The sequence below is a fragment of the Pseudodesulfovibrio halophilus DSM 5663 genome (assembly GCF_059568665.1).
Genome location: NZ_JCANTV010000009.1, coordinates 332,991 through 348,213, shown reverse-complemented (window position 1 = coordinate 348,213; position 15,223 = coordinate 332,991). Strand labels below are relative to the sequence as shown.

15 protein-coding genes are annotated in these 15,223 nt (G+C 61.2%); 9 read left to right on the top strand and 6 right to left on the bottom strand.

From position 1 onward, the window contains the following. The first annotated feature begins 44 nt into the window (after nt 1-44). Together BR24_RS06430 and BR24_RS06425 are read left to right on the top strand one after the other, a co-directional pair. Nucleotides 45-1,028, top strand: a complete 984-nt coding sequence (locus tag BR24_RS06430; protein WP_496540668.1) for an amidoligase family protein — start codon at nt 45-47, stop codon at nt 1,026-1,028. Continuing rightward, entirely contained in the window at nt 1,013-1,765 is a 753-nt protein-coding gene (locus BR24_RS06425; RefSeq protein WP_496540667.1) for a gamma-glutamyl-gamma-aminobutyrate hydrolase family protein, read from the top strand. The genes BR24_RS06430 and BR24_RS06425 overlap by 16 nt, the downstream gene beginning before the upstream one ends. Nucleotides 1,766-1,833: 68 nt before the next feature. On the opposite strand, the gene BR24_RS06420 is transcribed toward BR24_RS06425, so the two are convergent. From BR24_RS06420 to zupT, 3 genes are all read right to left on the bottom strand, one after another. Continuing rightward, nucleotides 1,834-2,172 (bottom strand): P-II family nitrogen regulator, encoded by a 339-nt coding sequence (locus tag BR24_RS06420; RefSeq protein WP_496540666.1) that lies wholly within the window; start codon nt 2,170-2,172, stop codon nt 1,834-1,836. Nucleotides 2,173-2,186: 14 nt separating this feature from the next. Further along, nucleotides 2,187-3,389: an ammonium transporter gene (locus tag BR24_RS06415; protein ID WP_496540665.1), complete on the bottom strand. Its 1,203-nt coding sequence runs from the start codon at nt 3,387-3,389 to the stop codon at nt 2,187-2,189. 135 nt (nt 3,390-3,524) lie between these two features. Beyond that, nucleotides 3,525-4,361: a zinc transporter ZupT gene (gene zupT / locus BR24_RS06410; protein ID WP_496540664.1), complete on the bottom strand. Its 837-nt coding sequence runs from the start codon at nt 4,359-4,361 to the stop codon at nt 3,525-3,527. Nucleotides 4,362-4,529: 168 nt separating this feature from the next. Here zupT and BR24_RS06405 point away from each other — a divergent pair, with 168 nt between their 5' ends. The 3 genes from BR24_RS06405 to BR24_RS06395 all read left to right on the top strand — a co-directional run bounded on the left by BR24_RS06405 (nt 4,530) and on the right by BR24_RS06395 (nt 8,115). Beyond that, nucleotides 4,530-5,432, top strand: a complete 903-nt coding sequence (locus tag BR24_RS06405) for a metal ABC transporter solute-binding protein, Zn/Mn family (protein WP_496540663.1) — start codon at nt 4,530-4,532, stop codon at nt 5,430-5,432. A 104-nt stretch (nt 5,433-5,536) separates the two neighbouring features. Next, entirely contained in the window at nt 5,537-6,259 is a 723-nt protein-coding gene (locus tag BR24_RS06400) for a metallophosphoesterase family protein (RefSeq protein ID WP_496540662.1), read from the top strand. A gap of 131 nt (nt 6,260-6,390) precedes the next feature. Beyond that, entirely contained in the window at nt 6,391-8,115 is a 1,725-nt protein-coding gene (locus BR24_RS06395; protein WP_496540661.1) for an N-acetylmuramoyl-L-alanine amidase, read from the top strand. On the opposite strand, the gene BR24_RS06390 is transcribed toward BR24_RS06395, so the two are convergent. After that, complete coding sequence (locus tag BR24_RS06390; RefSeq protein ID WP_496540660.1) at nt 8,108-8,584, bottom strand: rubredoxin-like domain-containing protein; 477 nt, start codon at nt 8,582-8,584, stop codon at nt 8,108-8,110. The genes BR24_RS06395 and BR24_RS06390 overlap by 8 nt on opposite strands. Before the next feature lie 112 nt (nt 8,585-8,696). Between BR24_RS06390 and BR24_RS06385 the strand changes: the two genes are divergently transcribed. Beyond that, complete coding sequence (locus BR24_RS06385) at nt 8,697-9,044, top strand: hypothetical protein (protein ID WP_496540659.1); 348 nt, start codon at nt 8,697-8,699, stop codon at nt 9,042-9,044. Between the two features lie 88 nt (nt 9,045-9,132). Here the strand turns inward: BR24_RS06385 and hypE are convergent, their stop codons facing one another. Continuing rightward, nucleotides 9,133-10,137, bottom strand: a complete 1,005-nt coding sequence (gene hypE / locus BR24_RS06380; protein ID WP_496540658.1) for a hydrogenase expression/formation protein HypE — start codon at nt 10,135-10,137, stop codon at nt 9,133-9,135. Nucleotides 10,138-10,139: 2 nt separating this feature from the next. Further along, nucleotides 10,140-11,234 carry a hydrogenase formation protein HypD gene (gene hypD, locus BR24_RS06375; protein WP_496540657.1) on the bottom strand — a complete coding sequence of 365 codons (1,095 nt, stop codon included), beginning with the start codon at nt 11,232-11,234 and terminating at the stop codon, nt 10,140-10,142. Nucleotides 11,235-11,546: 312 nt separating this feature from the next. On the opposite strand from hypD, the gene BR24_RS06370 reads away from it, so the two are divergent. From BR24_RS06370 to BR24_RS06360, 3 genes are all read left to right on the top strand, one after another. Further along, entirely contained in the window at nt 11,547-12,884 is a 1,338-nt protein-coding gene (locus tag BR24_RS06370; protein WP_496540656.1) for a phosphoglucose isomerase-related protein, read from the top strand. A 4-nt stretch (nt 12,885-12,888) separates the two neighbouring features. Then, a complete protein-coding gene (locus BR24_RS06365; RefSeq protein WP_496540655.1) occupies nt 12,889-14,322 on the top strand; it encodes a sensor histidine kinase in 1,434 nt (477 codons plus the stop codon). Between the two features lie 385 nt (nt 14,323-14,707). After that, on the top strand, nt 14,708-15,184 hold the full coding sequence (locus tag BR24_RS06360; protein WP_496540654.1) for a chemotaxis protein CheD: 477 nt from the start codon (nt 14,708-14,710) through the stop codon (nt 15,182-15,184). The last annotated feature ends 39 nt before the right edge of the window (nt 15,185-15,223 follow it).

The following is a 15,223-nucleotide window of genomic DNA, read 5'->3' as shown; positions in this document are numbered from 1 at the left end:
TTGAATCCCGGTGCAGAAGGCACCACATACTTATGGAAAACGATATGATACTGCCACAGATACAACACAAGAATGACGGCGCCGAGCGCCGGGTCGGACTGGAGTTCGAGTTCGCCAAGCTCGGCCCGGAAGCCGCGGCCGAGGCCGTGCGCGAGGTCTTCGGCGGCGAAATCAGGCGCAAGAACAGCTTTGTCTTCACCGTGGAGGAGACCTCGGTGGGCAAGTTCACGGTCGAGATGGACGCCGCCATGCTCAAGGAAAAGCGATACGAAGAGTATCTCGAATTCATAGGCATCGACGTATCCGACGAAGCCCAGCGGCTCGAGCAGATGCTTCTGGGGCTGGCATCCGATCTGGTCCCCTGCGAAGTGGTTACGCCGCCCATGCCCTTTTCCAAGCTCTCCGAGGCGGAGACACTGCGGCGCAGGCTGCACGAACTCCATGCGCGGGGCACGCGGGCCAGCTTCACATACGCCTTCGGCCTGCACTTCAACGTGGAGCCGCCGGACACATCCCTTAAGACCCTTCTGGCGTACCTGCGCTCCTTCCTGCTTCTTGAGGACTGGATTCGCGAGCGCGGGGTGGACCTTACCCGGGTCATCTCTCCTTACATCGACAGGTTTCCGGCAAGCTATCTCAGGTTTATACTTGACGAGAAATACTGGCCTTCCGACGTACGAAGTTTTGCTGATGACTACATGAAATACAATCCTACCCGCAACCGGGCGCTGGACATGCTGCCCATGTTCGCCGAGCTGGTCCCCGAAGAACTGGAAGAGCATCCGGTGGAGCACGATCTCATTCAGGGGCGTCCGGCGTTTCACTACCGCCTCCCGGATTGTCGTCTGGACGACTCTGGGTGGAGCGTGGAGTTCGAGTGGGAGTCGTGGCTCGAAGTGGAGCGGGTGGCGAACGACCCGGAACTGCTCACCGCCATGACGCGCGACTGGTTTGAATCCAGACGCATCTCGGAGCGGGTTCTCGGTGACTCTTGGCCTGACAGGGTGACGAAATGGCTCGGCCGGTAATTGGCGTCTGCGGGCCGGACAAGGGGGGCGGGCCTGCCTGGTGGTTCACGGCGCTCGCCGTGTTCCGTGCGGGAGGACGTCCCGTGCGCATCACCCCCAAGCGCCCCAGACAGATTTACGAACTGGACGGGCTGGTGCTCGGCGGCGGCGCCGACGTCAGCCCCGAAGTCTACGGCATGGAGGCCCTCGATCCCGGCCCCAAGGAGAAGCCGCGGCCGACCGATCTCGGGCTGGCGGTCATTCTGCTTCTCTTGCGCTGGCTGTTCGGTCTGAAATTCGGCCCCAAGCGCGACCCCGCCCGGGACGACCTCGAGCTGCATCTGCTGACCCGGGCCATGGACAAGGATATGCCCGTGCTGGGGATATGCCGTGGCTGCCAGTTGATGAACGTGCATCTGGGCGGTTCTCTGCATCAGGACCTCCGGGATTTCTACGAGGAGCATCCCCAGATTCAATCCGTGCTTCCCCGCAAGCGCATCCTGCTTCAGCCGCAGACGCGACTCGCCGAACTGCTGCGGGCAAGGACCGTCTTCGTCAACGCCCTGCACCGCCAGGCTGTGAACGACGTGCCCCCGGGGCTGGTCGTGGCCGCGCGGGAGCTTAATCACGTCATACAGGCTGTCGAACACTCCGAAAGCAGGTTCATGCTCGGGGTGCAGTGGCATCCGGAATACATGCCGCAGTCGAAACGTCAGCAGGCCCTGTTCCGGGCCCTCGTGCGGGCATCCGCCGACTGATCTTCCCCCGGTTTGGGCGGACCGCAGATGGGGGGTACGGTCCGCCCAAGGGGAGGTGTCCGGTTCGCCTAGATGGCCTCGTCGCCGGTTTCGGAGGTGCGGATGCGCACCGCCTCATCGACGGGGTAGACGAATATCTTGCCGTCGCCGACATGCCCGGTGAAGGCGGCGGTCCTTGCGGCTTCCACCACTTCTCGCACCTGCGCGTCGTCGATGATGATTTCAATCTTGATCTTGGGGACGAAGTCCACCTGATACTCCGCCCCGCGGTATACTTCCTTGTGACCGCCCTGTCTGCCGAAGCCCTTGACCTCGGTGACGGTCATGCCCTGAACGCCGAGGTCGGTCAGGGCGACCTTGATGTCGTCCAGCTTGAACGTTCGCGTTATGATTTCCACTTTCTTCATGGCGATACTCCTGTCTAAATCTGATACCCGGTTTCGCTGTGCAGGGAAACGTCAAGTCCGCGCACTTCGTCCTCTTCGTTCGCCCGCAGGCCGACCACGGCATCCACGACCTTGAAGATGATCAGGGTCATGATGAAGCAGAATGCCCAGGTGGCGACGACGGAGACGAACTGAATCCACAGCTGGCCGGGGTTGCCGTAGAGCAGCCCCTTGGCTCCCTCGGTGGCGAAGATGCCTGTGGCGAGGGCGCCCCAGGTGCCGCCGACACCGTGAATGCCCACCACGTCCAGCGAATCGTCGTATCCGAACTTGTTTTTGAGCATGATGCCGCCGTAGCAGATCACGCCGGCGCCGAGGCCGATGAGGATGGCGTTCATGGGGTTCACGAAACCTGCCGCCGGGGTGATGGCGACCAGTCCGGCAACTGCGCCGGAAGCCGCGCCCAGCGTGGTGGGTTTGCCTCCGTGCAGCCACTCAGCGGCGAGCCAGGAGAGCAGCGCGGCGGCCGTGGCCATGTGCGTGGTTACGAATGCGTTGGCCGCGCTGCCGTCCGCGGCGAGGGCGGACCCGGCGTTGAAGCCGAACCAGCCGAACCACAGGATGCCCGCGCCGAGCACGGTCATGGGCAGGTTGTGCGGGATGAAGGCGGTCTTGCCGTACCCCTTGCGCTTGCCGAGCAGAACCGCGCAGGCCAGAGCGGCCGCCGCGGAACTCATGTGTACGACCGCGCCGCCTGCGAAGTCCAGCGCGCCCATCTCGCCCATCCAGCCGCCGCCCCATACCCAGTGGCACATGGGAGCGTAGACCGCGACGATCCAGAGCGTGGAAAAGAGCAGGAATCCGGAAAATTTCATTCGTTCGGCAAACGCGCCCGAGATGAGTGCGGGCGTGATGACCGCAAACATGCACTGAAACGCCATGAAGGTCAGGTGCGGCAGATTGTCCGCCGGTGAACCTTCAGTGGTCATCCCGACGCCGCTGAGGAAGGCGAAATCGAATCCGCCGATCAGGCCGCCGATGTCGCTGCCGAAGGAGAGGGTGTAGCCGACCACCGCCCATACGATGGATGCAAGGCCAAGGAGCACGAAGCTGTGCATGATGGTGGACAGGACGTTCTTGGACCTGACCAGCCCGCCATAGAAAAGTGCCAGACCCGGCGTCATGAACATGACCAGCGCCGAGCAGATGATGATAAAAGCATTGTCCGTTGCGTTCATTTGTTACCTCCGTTTGCAGCTGTTGCAAATCGCAGGCCAAACAAACATGCCTTAAAAAGGGGCTTTTGTACGTTTTTGCCACAGTGAACATGCCAAAAATGCAAATAGGAGAGGCTTGTATTACAAAATTGTATTTTAGATAAGAAGGAGGAGGCTGAGCGCCATGACTGCCATCCCGGCGACGACGCCACTGATTGACCAGTGGTGCTCACCGTACTCTTCCGCGGCGGGCAGGAGTTCGTCGAGGCTGATGTAGACCATGATACCCGCCACGAAGGCAAAGAGGAGGCCGAACAGCGTCGGGGTGAAGAAGGGCATGAGCAGCAGGTATCCGACCAGCGCTCCCACCGGCTCCGAGACGCCCGAAAGGAAGGACAGCTTGAACGCCTTGGCCCTGCTTCCGGTGGCGAAATAAATCGGCACGGAGACCGCTATCCCTTCGGGAATGTTGTGGATGGCGATGGCCACTGCGATGGCGACCCCGAGGGTCGGATCGGTCAGGGCTGCGGTGAAGGTGGCGAGCCCCTCCGGGAAGTTGTGGATGGCGATGGCCAGCGCCGCGAACATCCCCGTGCGATGGAGCTTCTTGAAGTCATGGGCCTCGTTTTTGGGCAGCGTCTCCATGCGTTGGTCCATTTCTTCGATGGAGTGCATCTCGTGAGGGTTTTCATAGCCCGGAACAAGCTGGTCGATGGCGGCGATGAGCATGATTCCCCCGAAGAAGGCGCCGACGGTAGCCCATGTGCCCGGTACCTCGCCAAGCGCCAGCGTGAGCGAGTCTTTCGCCTTGAAAAAAATCTCCACAAACGAGACATAAAGCATCACCCCGGCTGAAAAGCCGAGGGAGAGCGACAGGAAGCGGGTGTTGGTGGATCGCGAGAGAAACGCGATGGCGCTGCCCACGCCGGTGGAAAGGCCGGCGAAAAGGGTCAGGCCGAATGCGAAAAGGATCGTGCTGGCGTCAAATTCCATGGCTGCTCCGGGAAGAACGTGTAAGAATGGCTGATAGGAATCGGAAAAACCGCGCCGACCATATCATGAAAACGGCTCACGAAGCCAGCCGCGGGCCGGGGTAATTTGACACGCTCCCGCGATTCGGGACAATACAATAGTATAGTCCCAAACCAACATGGAGAACCGATGACGAAAAGAATCCTTCTGGTCCTGACGGTCGTTTTCCTCATGAGCGGGACGGCGCAGGCTGCAACCAAAGTTGTAGTGAGTATCGTTCCGCAGCAATACTTCGTGGAGCGCATCGGCGGCGACCTCGTTGACGTGTCAGTCATGGTTCAGCCCGGAGCGAGTCCGGCTTCCTACGAACCAAGGCCTCGGCAGATGACAGCGCTGTCCCGCGCACGGTTGTACTTCTCAATAGGCGTGCCGTTTGAATCCGCATGGCTGCCGAGGATGCAATCGGCAAGTCCGCAACTAGCTTTTTTCGCTATGGATAAAGAGATCGATAAGCGACCGATGGTAAGACATCGACATCATGGCCACGAGCACGGCCATGACGGCCACGGGCATGAAGATCATGCTGACGCAGGGAAGCAGCGCGGCATTGCCGACCCGCATGTATGGACCTCTCCGCCTCTCGTAAAAAAAATGGCCGGAGTGATACGCGACGCGCTGATCGAGGCGGATCCTGCAAACGGGGCCGTCTACAGGGAAAACCACAAGGCGTTTGTCGAAGATGTCGAAACGCTCGATGCAGACTTGAGACGCCTGTTCGACCAGACTGAGCGAAAGCGGTTCATGGTCTACCACCCGTCGTGGGGCTATTTTGCGCAAGCCTACGGGCTGAAGCAGATCCCCATAGAGCTGGAAGGCAAAGAGCCCGGCCCAAAGGAACTCGGCGAACTCATCTCCCATGCCGAGGAAGATGACATCCGGGTCATTTTCGTTCAGCCCCAGTTCTCGGATAGTAGCGCCGAGCTCATCGCAAAGGCCATAGAGGGAGAGGTGATCAAAGCCGACCCGCTCGCCTACGACTGGATTGACAACCTCCGAAAAGTGGCCGCGGCGTTCAGGACCGCACTGAGGTAAGGCGGCGCTCCGGCGGCCTGCGGAAGGGACGGGTTGCCGGGAGGCGCGCTTTGTGTTTGAGTGCCCGGCGCGACGCATCCTCAACCATGATCACAGGAAAAAGCATGACCAAAACGGCCGTTCTTTCTGATATTCACGGAAATTCGTATGCTCTCAGGGCGGTGTTGGCGGACGCTGCACGGCGTGGCGTCAGCTTCTTTGCCAACCTTGGGGACATCTTTTACGGGCCGTTGGATCCCGCCGGGACATGGGACATCCTTTCTGCCATGGACATGCCCACGATCCGGGGCAATCAGGACCGGCTCATCCTTGACGAGGGAGAGGATTCTCCCACCATGCGATTCGTGCGGGAGCAGCTTTCGCCCGAGGCGCGGGACTGGGTGTATTATCTGCCTGCCATGCTTCAGGTGCGAGGCCTTTTCATGCTGCATGGCGCGCCGGGCGACGACGCGGCGTGTCTCATGGAAGATGTGAGTTCCGGGGCGCCGGAGATGAAGTCCTGCGCCGATATGTTGCGGGGGCTGCCGATCCCCCCGCCGCCGATGGTGCTCTGCGGACATTCGCACATCCCCCGCGTCACGCACTGCGAGGGAGCCGTGCTGGTCAATCCCGGCAGCGTGGGGCTGCAGGCCTATCGTGAGGAGATCCCCTCACATGCCGTGCAGACCGGCGATCCCAGAGCCAGATACGCCGTCATAGAGGACGGACCGAACGGATGGGAAGCCGAGATCGTCTGCGTGGAGTACGATCATGACGCCGCGGCATCGCTAGCGCGCAGGAACGGGCGCGAGGACTGGGCGCTGTGGCTGGAGACCGGCCGGGCATAAAGTTGTCCACACCTCCCTTGTCCGCTCTGGACTTTTTGTAGATAATCCTTAAATATGGCCCGAAGCCGTTGAATGCCGGTCGGGACGGCTTTGCCGTGCGCTTCGCACCGGACGAAACCGCAGGATGGGAAATGCTTCCGAGAAGACAGCTCGCCGCGGCGTTTGCCGCCATGATAATGATCGTTCTCGTCTCGGGTGCGGCCTCCGCCGCTCCTGCGAGTTCATATTTCAACACGACGTACAAGAAATTCCATTCCTTGCGGAAGGACTCAGACCGTGCCCGCTACCGCTCCAACTGGCGCAAGGTGGAAAACGGCTTCAAGAAGGCCTACCGCAAGGACAGGAGCGGGCCTTTTGCCCCCAAGTCACTGTACTACCTCGGAAGAACCAACGAGGAGCTCGGTCGCTGGAGCGGGCTGAAGAGCGACTACCGTCAGGCGGTCAAATATTTCAGTCAGGCAGTCAAGCAGTTCCCGCACCATTCATGGATCGACGACTGCATTTACCGGCGGGCCGTCATACGCTACACCAAGCTCAACGAGCGGACCAACGCCAGACGCGATCTCGCCTATCTCATTGACAATTATTCGGGCGAAGACATGGCGCCCAAGGCCAAGCGGCAGCTCCGCGCATGGGGCGGCCGGATCAAGGCTGCCAAAAAGAAGAAGGCCAAGCCGTCCCCGAAACGCAGCGGCGCGGTGCACGCAACGCCGACCAAGGGCGCGCACCTTCAGATGGTGCGCTTTCGCAGCAGCGACGACTACACCCGCGTGGTGCTCGAGATGGCCGGCAAGGTTCCCTTCCGGTACAAGCTGCTTGATCCCGCACCGAAGCACGGGCGTCCTCACAGGCTCTATTTCGATCTGGTCGGCGCCCAGCTCGACCGCGATGTGAAGCGCAAGACCAACGTGGCGGACGGCATCCTCAAGCAGATCCGCGTGGGCCAGAAGGACAAGGAAACCGCTCGCGTGGTGCTCGATTTCAATTCCCTTCAGGACTACAAGGTCTTTCCGCTGGACAATCCCTTCCGCATCGTGGTGGACGTCTATTCCCCCCAGAGCGACGGCACATCGGCGCCTCCGCCCTCCGAAGGGCACAAGACCGTGGACAACAGCGAGTACCGCCCTCCCAAGGAGAGCAAGAAAATGGCCGGCGATCTGCTCGAACAGCTCGGGCTGACCGTCAACACCGTCATGCTCGACGCCGGACACGGCGGGAAGGACCCCGGCGCGGTGGCCAACGGGCTGTACGAAAAGAACGTGAACCTGCGGTTCGTCAAGATTCTCGGGCGCCGCCTGAGTCAGGCCGGATTCAAGGTCATGTACACCCGCGACGACGACACCTTCATCCCGCTTGAGCAGCGCACGGCCATGGCCAACGTCAAGAAGGTGGACCTGTTCCTCTCGGTGCATTGCAACGCCCACCGCAGCAGCCGCATCAGCGGACTCGAGACATACAGCCTCAACCTCGCCAAGACGCAGGACGCAGTCCGCGTGGCAGCGCGCGAGAACTCCGTGGATCCGCGGAGCATCAGCGATCTTCAGTTCATCCTCACCGACCTCATGATCAACTCCAAGATGAAGGAGAGCAAGGATCTGGCCGGAGACGTGCAGCGGCGTACCCTCGCGTCGGTGCGCAAAACGTGGAAGGTCAGCGACAAGGGCGTGCGCGAGGCCCCCTTCTATGTGCTCATGGGGGCGAAGATGCCCTCGATTCTGGTGGAGCTCGGCTACATCACCAACCCCACCGAGGCCAAGCGGCTGAAGCGCAAGGCGTACCTCGAGAGGCTTGCGCAGGGCATTGTTCAGGGCATCATCACCTACAAGCAGAAAATCGAGCGGTTCGCCCTCAAGTAGTCTCCGGGGACTGCGTCTCGAACTTCTCCGGCAGGGCCTGACACACGGGACACCGCTGCGGTACGTCGCCTTCGGCGATGAAGCCGCAGACCGTGCAGACGTGGAACGGCTCTGTCGCGTCCTCGTCCAGCCGGTCCATGCGGGCCTTGTGATTCATGGACGTCTTCAGGAACTGCGTCAGCAGGGACTGGGCCGCCCCTTCCGCGTCGCTGACCAGCTCGGACAGGCGATCCGGCAGCGCGTCGAGCGTCTTCCCGGCCTCACCGATGTTCTCGGACGTGGTCCCGATGCGGCCGCGAAGCTGCATCAGGGCTTTTTTCGCATGAACGTCCTTGGCGCGCGCCACGGCCCGCAGGAAAGCCGCGGCCCTCGGCCTGCCGTCCTTCTGTGCCCGCATGGCGAAGAGTTCGAATCGCGCGGCCTGCACCGCTTCCTCAAGATACGCCGCTTCAAGGGATGTGTATTCCATGCCTTAATCATACCCGCGGACACAGGTTCCCACAAGTCGGGACCGTTGTCCTCGTCCGCAAATTGTGCAATCTTGTATACTTCATTATCAATTCCAAAACCAAGGAACACCCATGAAGACGCTTCTCGCTGTCCTGCTGATACTGATCGCCGCCACTCCCGTCCTTGCCGACAACGACCAGCGCAAGGAGCAACTGCGTGAAATGGGAATCATCCGAACAGAGCAGTGCGATGTGGATTGTGACGGTGTGCTCGACCTGAAGGAGCTTGAAGCCATCGGGCTGGAAGACAAGCTGCCCGAAGGCGTCGCTGTGGACTCGTTGGACAAGGACAAGGACGGCTTCATTTCCGACGCGGAGCTTGAAATGTACTACGACAGCGAAATCGAGCGAAAGGACCGTAAGCGCAAGAATCTTCAGGAGAAGGCGCGGGAGTCCCACCGGCCCAAGATTCACTTCTAGGCCATCCCGCCGCCAGAACCGAAAGCGACGCATGGAAAAAAGCCCCCGTCCAAGGACGGGGGCTTTTGCATTTCGCGAGTGTCTGCGACTAGCAGATGCGAGGCAGCTGTTCGCCTTCCAGCATGTTCAGAAGGCGCTTCCCGCCGAGTTTTGTGATCATCACAACCTTCCCGGGGTTGGCGTCCGTGACGGTGCCTATGCGACGCGCGTCAGCACCAAGCTCGTCTCCGTGCATGATCGCCAGCGCCTTTTCCGCGTGCTCTTCGGGCAGAACGCACAGGAACTTGCCCTCGTTGGCGAGATAGAGCGGGTCAAGGCCGAGGAACGAGCAGCCGCCCGCCACTTCGGGACGCACCGGAATGCTCGGCTCGTCAAGCTCGCAGCAGGCATCGGAACTGATGGCGATCTCGTTCATGGTGGTGGCAAGGCCGCCGCGGGTGGGGTCGCGCAGCACGTGAATTTCGGGAATCTCGCGGATGAGGCGCACCAGCAGATGGTTCAGGGCGGCGGAGTCGCTCTGCACGCCGGTTTCGAACTCGAGGCCCTCGCGGGTGCCGAGCACGGTCAGGCCGTGGTCGCCCACGGTCCCGCTGATCAGGATCGCGTCGCCGGGGCGGGCGAGGTCGCCGGCAGGGGGCGTGTCCACCACGATTTCACCGATACCCGTGGTGTTGATGAATATCTTGTCCACGGCCCCGCGCGGGACCACCTTGGTGTCGCCCGTGACCACGCTGACGCCCGCCTTGCGCGCGGCTTCGCCCATGGCCTCGACGATCTTCTCCAGATCGGCAAAGGGCAGCCCTTCCTCGATGATGTAGCCGCAGGTAATGTACCTGGGGACCGCGCCGAGCATGGCCACGTCGTTGACGGTGCCGTGCACGGCAAGCGAGCCGATGTTGCCGCCCGGAAAAAAGATCGGGTCGACGGTGAAGGAGTCGGTGCTCACCGCGATGCGGCCGGAGACCTGCAGTTCCGCAGCGTCGTTCAGGCGGTTGAGCTCGTCGTTTCCGAGGTGCTTCAGGAAGAGGTCGGACACCAGCCGCTGGGAGGCCTTGCCCCCGGAGCCGTAGTCCAGAAGAATCTTGTCGCTCATGCTCAGTCAACCTTGTATTTGTAGTAGGCGGCGCAGCTTCCCTCGGTGGAGACCATGCAGGGCCCCACGGGTTTGGCCGGTGTACATGCCTTCTTGAAAAGCGGACACTGTTCCGGGGAGATGATGCCTTTGAGCACCTCGCCGCATTTGCAGCCCGGAAGCGGTGGGACTTCCTCGATGGCGATGCCGAACTCGCGCTTGGCGTCCATGTCGGCCCACTCGTCACGAATGTCCAGCCCGGAGCCGGGGATCATGCCGATGCCGCGCCACAGGGCGTCGCCGGGCTGAAAGACCTGATGCATCACGCTCATGGCCTTCTTGTTGCCCTCGTCGGCGACGATGCGCGTGTAGTTGTTCGTCACCTTCGGCGTACACTCGTTGCGCCAGCGGACCATGTCCAGCAGCGACTGCAGGATGTCCACCGGCTCGAATCCGGTGACGATGGCACTGCGCTGGTACTTGTCCGCGATGTAGCGGTACGGCTCCAGGCCGATCACAGCCGAGACGTGTCCCGGCAGGATGAATCCGTCGATGCGTGTCTGGACGTCGTCCATGAGGGCGGCAAGCGCCTCGGGAACCGTCTTGTGGAAGGGCAGGACCCGGAAATTCGTCAACCCCTGCTGCCGCGCCATGATCATGGTGCCGGCGATGGTCGGGGCCGTGGTCTCGAACCCCACACCCAAAAAGACCACTGTCGAGTCCGGGTTCTCGGCGGCCAGTTTCAGGGCGTCGAACGGCGAGTAGATCACATTCACCCGCGCCCCGTCGGCCTGTGCGGCCTTGAGGTTGCGCCCGCCATGGCCGGGGACGCGCATCAGGTCGCCGAAGGTGGCTATGATCACGTCGTCGCGCTCGGCAAGGTCCAGAAACGCGTTGACTTCCGACTCGTGCGTCACGCAGACGGGGCAGCCCGGACCGGAGAGGTGCACGATGCCCTCGGGCAGCAGTGAACGCAGCCCGCTCTGGAAAATGGCCACGGTGTGCGTGCCGCACACCTCCATGAATCTGAGTTCCCCCTCAAGCTCACCGGAGAGCTGGTCCAGCAACCTCCGGCACAAATCGGGGTTATGAAATTCTTCAAGAATGTCGAGGCTCAAAACGAACTCCCCGTTAACGGTTCCAATTCCGCAACCCTTACCTGACGGACCGGCCGGAAGCATAGCCGGAATGCCCGGAACGAGCAAACAAAATTGCTACGGGAACGCCTAACCGCCGGATTCGATGGGAAAAGCGTCATCGGGCCGCGACACGGAGTCTTTCGCATCACTCCCCCGGAAAATCATGCACGTCGGGGACTTTCGTGTTACAAGGGTGATTCAAAGTGCCCCAAAGTGGTTGCCATAATTGAAAAAACAAGGCATTACGCAAGGATGCAATCGTCTTGAGGCAGTAAAGACAAGGAGAGAAGCATGACCGACATACTTGACTGGACCGGGGCGGATCTGGAGCGGCTGGACATCGAGTCCGGCACAGCCAAGGCCGAGACCGTGGCCCGCAGGCTCATTCAGGAAACGGGAAGCGGCGATCTGCCGTTTCTGACCATGCCCTATCTCGACGAACTCAAGGCCCAGCTGGCCGAACTCCGCGGCCGCCTGCGGTCCTTCGACCACATGCTGCTGCTGGGCATCGGCGGCTCGGCCCTCGGGGCGCGGGCGCTGCAAAAGGCCTTCTTCCCGCAGCAGGACATGCCCGGGCACGAGGGGCCGTGGCTTTGGATCGCCGACAACGTGGACCCGTCCACGCTGGAAGGCTACCTCGACCGTCTGCCACCGGAAAAGACCGTGGTCGTCACCGTGTCCAAGTCCGGCGGCACCATCGAAACCGTGGGCCAGTATTTCATCGTGCGCGACTGGCTGCGCACGGTCCGCGGCGACCGCTGGAAGGAGAACATGCTCTTCGTCACCGGGGAGTCGGGCTTCCTGCGCGACGAGTCCGAAGCGCACGGCATCACCGCGCTGCCGGTCCCCGAGAATCTTGGTGGTCGTTACTCCGTGCTCTCAGCCGTGGGCATGATCCCCGCCATGTTCCTCGGCCTCGATGTGGACGCGCTGCTGGAAGGCGCTCGCGAGGTCGCCGCGCCGCTGACCGACCCGGAGCTGGACGCCGTCAGCCTCGGCAAACACGAATCCTTCCGGCTGGCCTGCTGGGGCAAGTCGCTCATGGACGCAGGGTTTGCGGAGCTGATCTTTTTCGCCTACATTCCGCTCTGGGCCGACTTCGGGGACTGGTTCTCGCAGCTCTGGGCCGAGAGCCTCGGCAAGAACGGCAAGGGCAGCCAGCCCATCCCCGCCGTGGGCGTCACCGACCAGCACTCGGTGAACCAGATGTTTCTGGACGGCCCGCGCAACAAGGCCTGCCTGTTCCTGACCTGTCCGGAGCTTCCGGACGGCCCCCGGTTCCCGGACGAGCTGCCCGCCAAGTTCGATTATGTGCAGGGCAAGCCCTTCGGGGAACTCATCAGGGCCGAGGGACTCGGCACCATGATGGCCCTGCAGAAAAGCGGCGTCCCCCTTGTGGAACTTCGCATGGAGCAGGACGGCCCCAGACAGGCCGGAAAGATGATCGCACTGCTCGGAGCCGCCACCATCCTGACCGGCTGGCTCATGGACATAAACCCCCTCGACCAGCCCGCCGTGGAACTCGGCAAGCGGCTGGCCAAGGCCCGCCTCGGCGCGGACGGCCTCGAACCCGAAAAAAAGGACCTCGACGCCTTCCTCTCCGCCGGACGGGAAATCCGGGAGTTCTGAGGAATTGCATAAGCAGACCGGAGGCGGCGGCAGGCCGCTGCAGAGCGTTAAAGTCCTGTCGTGGAGCATCTTCACGCTGATCCTCGGATTCAGCCTGCTCCTGTCCATATTCCTTTCCGAGAGGACCGAACGTTCCATGCTCAAGAAGCAGGAACAGTTCGGTCTTCTTCTTGCCGAGAACGTCAGCCATCAGGTCTGGACGCGCTTCGCCCTGCCCGTGCTCATCCGCTACGGCTCCATCAAGATATCAGACCCCGAGCAGTTCAAACGCCTCGATCAGGTGGTCCGCTCCACCATCCACAGCTTCAAGGTTCTCAAGCTGAGAATCCTCGACGCGGACGGCACGGTCACCTATTCCCTCGATTCCGACGAGTTGAACAAGCAGGGCCCCAACCCCGAACAGGTCGAACAGACATGGGTCAGCGAGGAGTTCACCGCCAATATCGACAGCCGGGTCTCCAAACTCGGAGCCCTCTTCAGCCTCAAACTGAAGCCCGGCTCCATCGTCATGACCTCCCACTACCCCCTGCGCGCAGAGTCCAACCTTGCCTCCATCACCGACAACCCGGTCATGGGCATCCTCGAGATATCGCAGGACATCACCGACGAATACATGGAGGTCATCAACTTCGAGCGACTGATCATCTCTTCATCGCTCCTGACCTCCATGGTCCTGTTCTTCATTATTATTTTTCTGCTCGGCCGCGCCGAACGCATCAACAGCCAGCGACTCGAAGAAAAACAGCGACTCGAACGCGAACTGCTCCAGCAGGAAAAGCTCGCAGGCATGGGGCGCATGGTCTCCGGCGTGGCGCACGAAATCCGCAACCCGCTGGGCATCATAAGCTCCACCGCAGAACTGCTGATCAAAAAAGCCGAAAAGGACGGTCGCAACACCCGCCTGCTCGACGCCCTGCACGAAGAGGCCAAGCGCCTCTCCCGGACCGTCTCCGAGTTCCTCGACTACGCACGCCCCAAACAGCCCGTCATGAACGACGTGGACCTGTGTCGGATGCTCGAGCAGATCGCCGTTTTCCTTGAACCGGAATTTGAAAAACTCGGCATCACCGTCCATCGTGACTGCCCCGAGAACCTCGTCACCAAGGGCGACAAGGACCTGCTCTACCGAGCCCTTTACAACCTCGTTTCCAACGCCATGCAGGCCATGGAAGGCCCCGGTGAAATCTTCATCAACGCCGAGCAGGACGCCGAGGATGACAGCATCACCATCACCATCCGAGACACCGGACCCGGCTTCGATACCGAGAAACTCGACAAGTACCGGGACCCGTTCTTCACCACCAAGGACTCCGGCACCGGCCTCGGACTCGCCATCGTCAGCAATATTCTCGAAAGCCACGAGGCAATCCTGACCCTCGACAACGCGCCCGACGGCGGCGCACAAGTCACCGCACAGTTCAAAGGGAGCCACGACTAAGCGTTGCCATCGCCTCCGGCGGGGCCATGACGGCGCACCGGGGCTCTCCGAGGGCTTAAGAACCCTTTTGCAAAAGGGTTCTTAAGAATCTCCCAAAATCATTTGGCTTGCCAAGCCGCGTTGAGGCGTTTCCAAGGCTACGGCGTGTAGGCGGCTTGGCGAGGGGCGGACGGCGGGCTCTGGTCACCAGGGTGTGCCGAACTGGTCAGACAGGAATCATGGACCGTAACGCCCCGTCAGCGGGGTGTTCAATGGAGACCCGCCTCTTTGGTCCGCCTGAGGGTCGGCCGGAGACAAAGGTGCCTGTTTTTCATCCAAATAATGGATGAAGCGTGAAAAACGGTATATGGTATGCCGACACGGAACTATCAGGGGTACCCGGTTCATGAGCCTGCTCGTCGTCAACATTTCGGACATGAAGATCTCCACGAATCCGGAAGACGTTATCGTCACCTATTCGCTCGGGTCCTGTCTTGGGGTTACCGCTTATGATCCCAAGAAGCGGATAGGCGGGCTGATTCATTGCCTTTTGGCGCGTGCTTCGACTTCTCCCAAGCGCGCGCAGCAGAATCCATACATGTTCGTTAACACCGGTGTCGCGATGATGGTGCGCAAGATGGCCATGAAGGGTGCGGACATCAAGCGGCTTGAGTTCAAGGCTGCCGGCGGCGCGAACATGCGCAACGAGGACACGTTTCTGACGGGGCAGAAGAATTACGAGGCGCTGTTGCGCTTGATGGAGCGCAACGAGATCAAGCTGAAGGCTTCCGACGTTGGCGGCTCGATTCCGCGGACCATCTTTTTGCATCTGGATACCGGGAAGGTCGTGATGAAGTCGCTCGGGCGGATCAAGGAACTGTGATTGCGTCAGAAAATAACGTGGACGGGGCTTTTTCATCGC

Excerpts from the sequence above, each read along its gene's own strand:
- BR24_RS06385 (WP_496540659.1), top strand. The coding sequence starts at position 8,697 with ATGAAGACGCTTCTCGCTGTCCTGCTGATACTGATCGCCGCCACTCCC.
- BR24_RS06360 (WP_496540654.1), top strand. The coding sequence starts at position 14,708 with ATGAGCCTGCTCGTCGTCAACATTTCGGACATGAAGATCTCCACGAAT.
- BR24_RS06390 (WP_496540660.1), bottom strand. The coding sequence starts at position 8,584 with ATGGAATACACATCCCTTGAAGCGGCGTATCTTGAGGAAGCGGTGCAG.
- BR24_RS06420 (WP_496540666.1), bottom strand. The coding sequence starts at position 2,172 with ATGAAGAAAGTGGAAATCATAACGCGAACGTTCAAGCTGGACGACATC.
- hypE (WP_496540658.1), bottom strand. The coding sequence starts at position 10,137 with ATGAGCGACAAGATTCTTCTGGACTACGGCTCCGGGGGCAAGGCCTCC.
- BR24_RS06425 (WP_496540667.1), top strand. The coding sequence starts at position 1,013 with ATGGCTCGGCCGGTAATTGGCGTCTGCGGGCCGGACAAGGGGGGCGGG.
- BR24_RS06400 (WP_496540662.1), top strand. The coding sequence starts at position 5,537 with ATGACCAAAACGGCCGTTCTTTCTGATATTCACGGAAATTCGTATGCT.
- BR24_RS06430 (WP_496540668.1), top strand. The coding sequence starts at position 45 with ATGATACTGCCACAGATACAACACAAGAATGACGGCGCCGAGCGCCGG.
- BR24_RS06370 (WP_496540656.1), top strand. The coding sequence starts at position 11,547 with ATGACCGACATACTTGACTGGACCGGGGCGGATCTGGAGCGGCTGGAC.
- BR24_RS06395 (WP_496540661.1), top strand. The coding sequence starts at position 6,391 with ATGCTTCCGAGAAGACAGCTCGCCGCGGCGTTTGCCGCCATGATAATG.
- zupT (WP_496540664.1), bottom strand. The coding sequence starts at position 4,361 with ATGGAATTTGACGCCAGCACGATCCTTTTCGCATTCGGCCTGACCCTT.
- BR24_RS06405 (WP_496540663.1), top strand. The coding sequence starts at position 4,530 with ATGACGAAAAGAATCCTTCTGGTCCTGACGGTCGTTTTCCTCATGAGC.
- BR24_RS06415 (WP_496540665.1), bottom strand. The coding sequence starts at position 3,389 with ATGAACGCAACGGACAATGCTTTTATCATCATCTGCTCGGCGCTGGTC.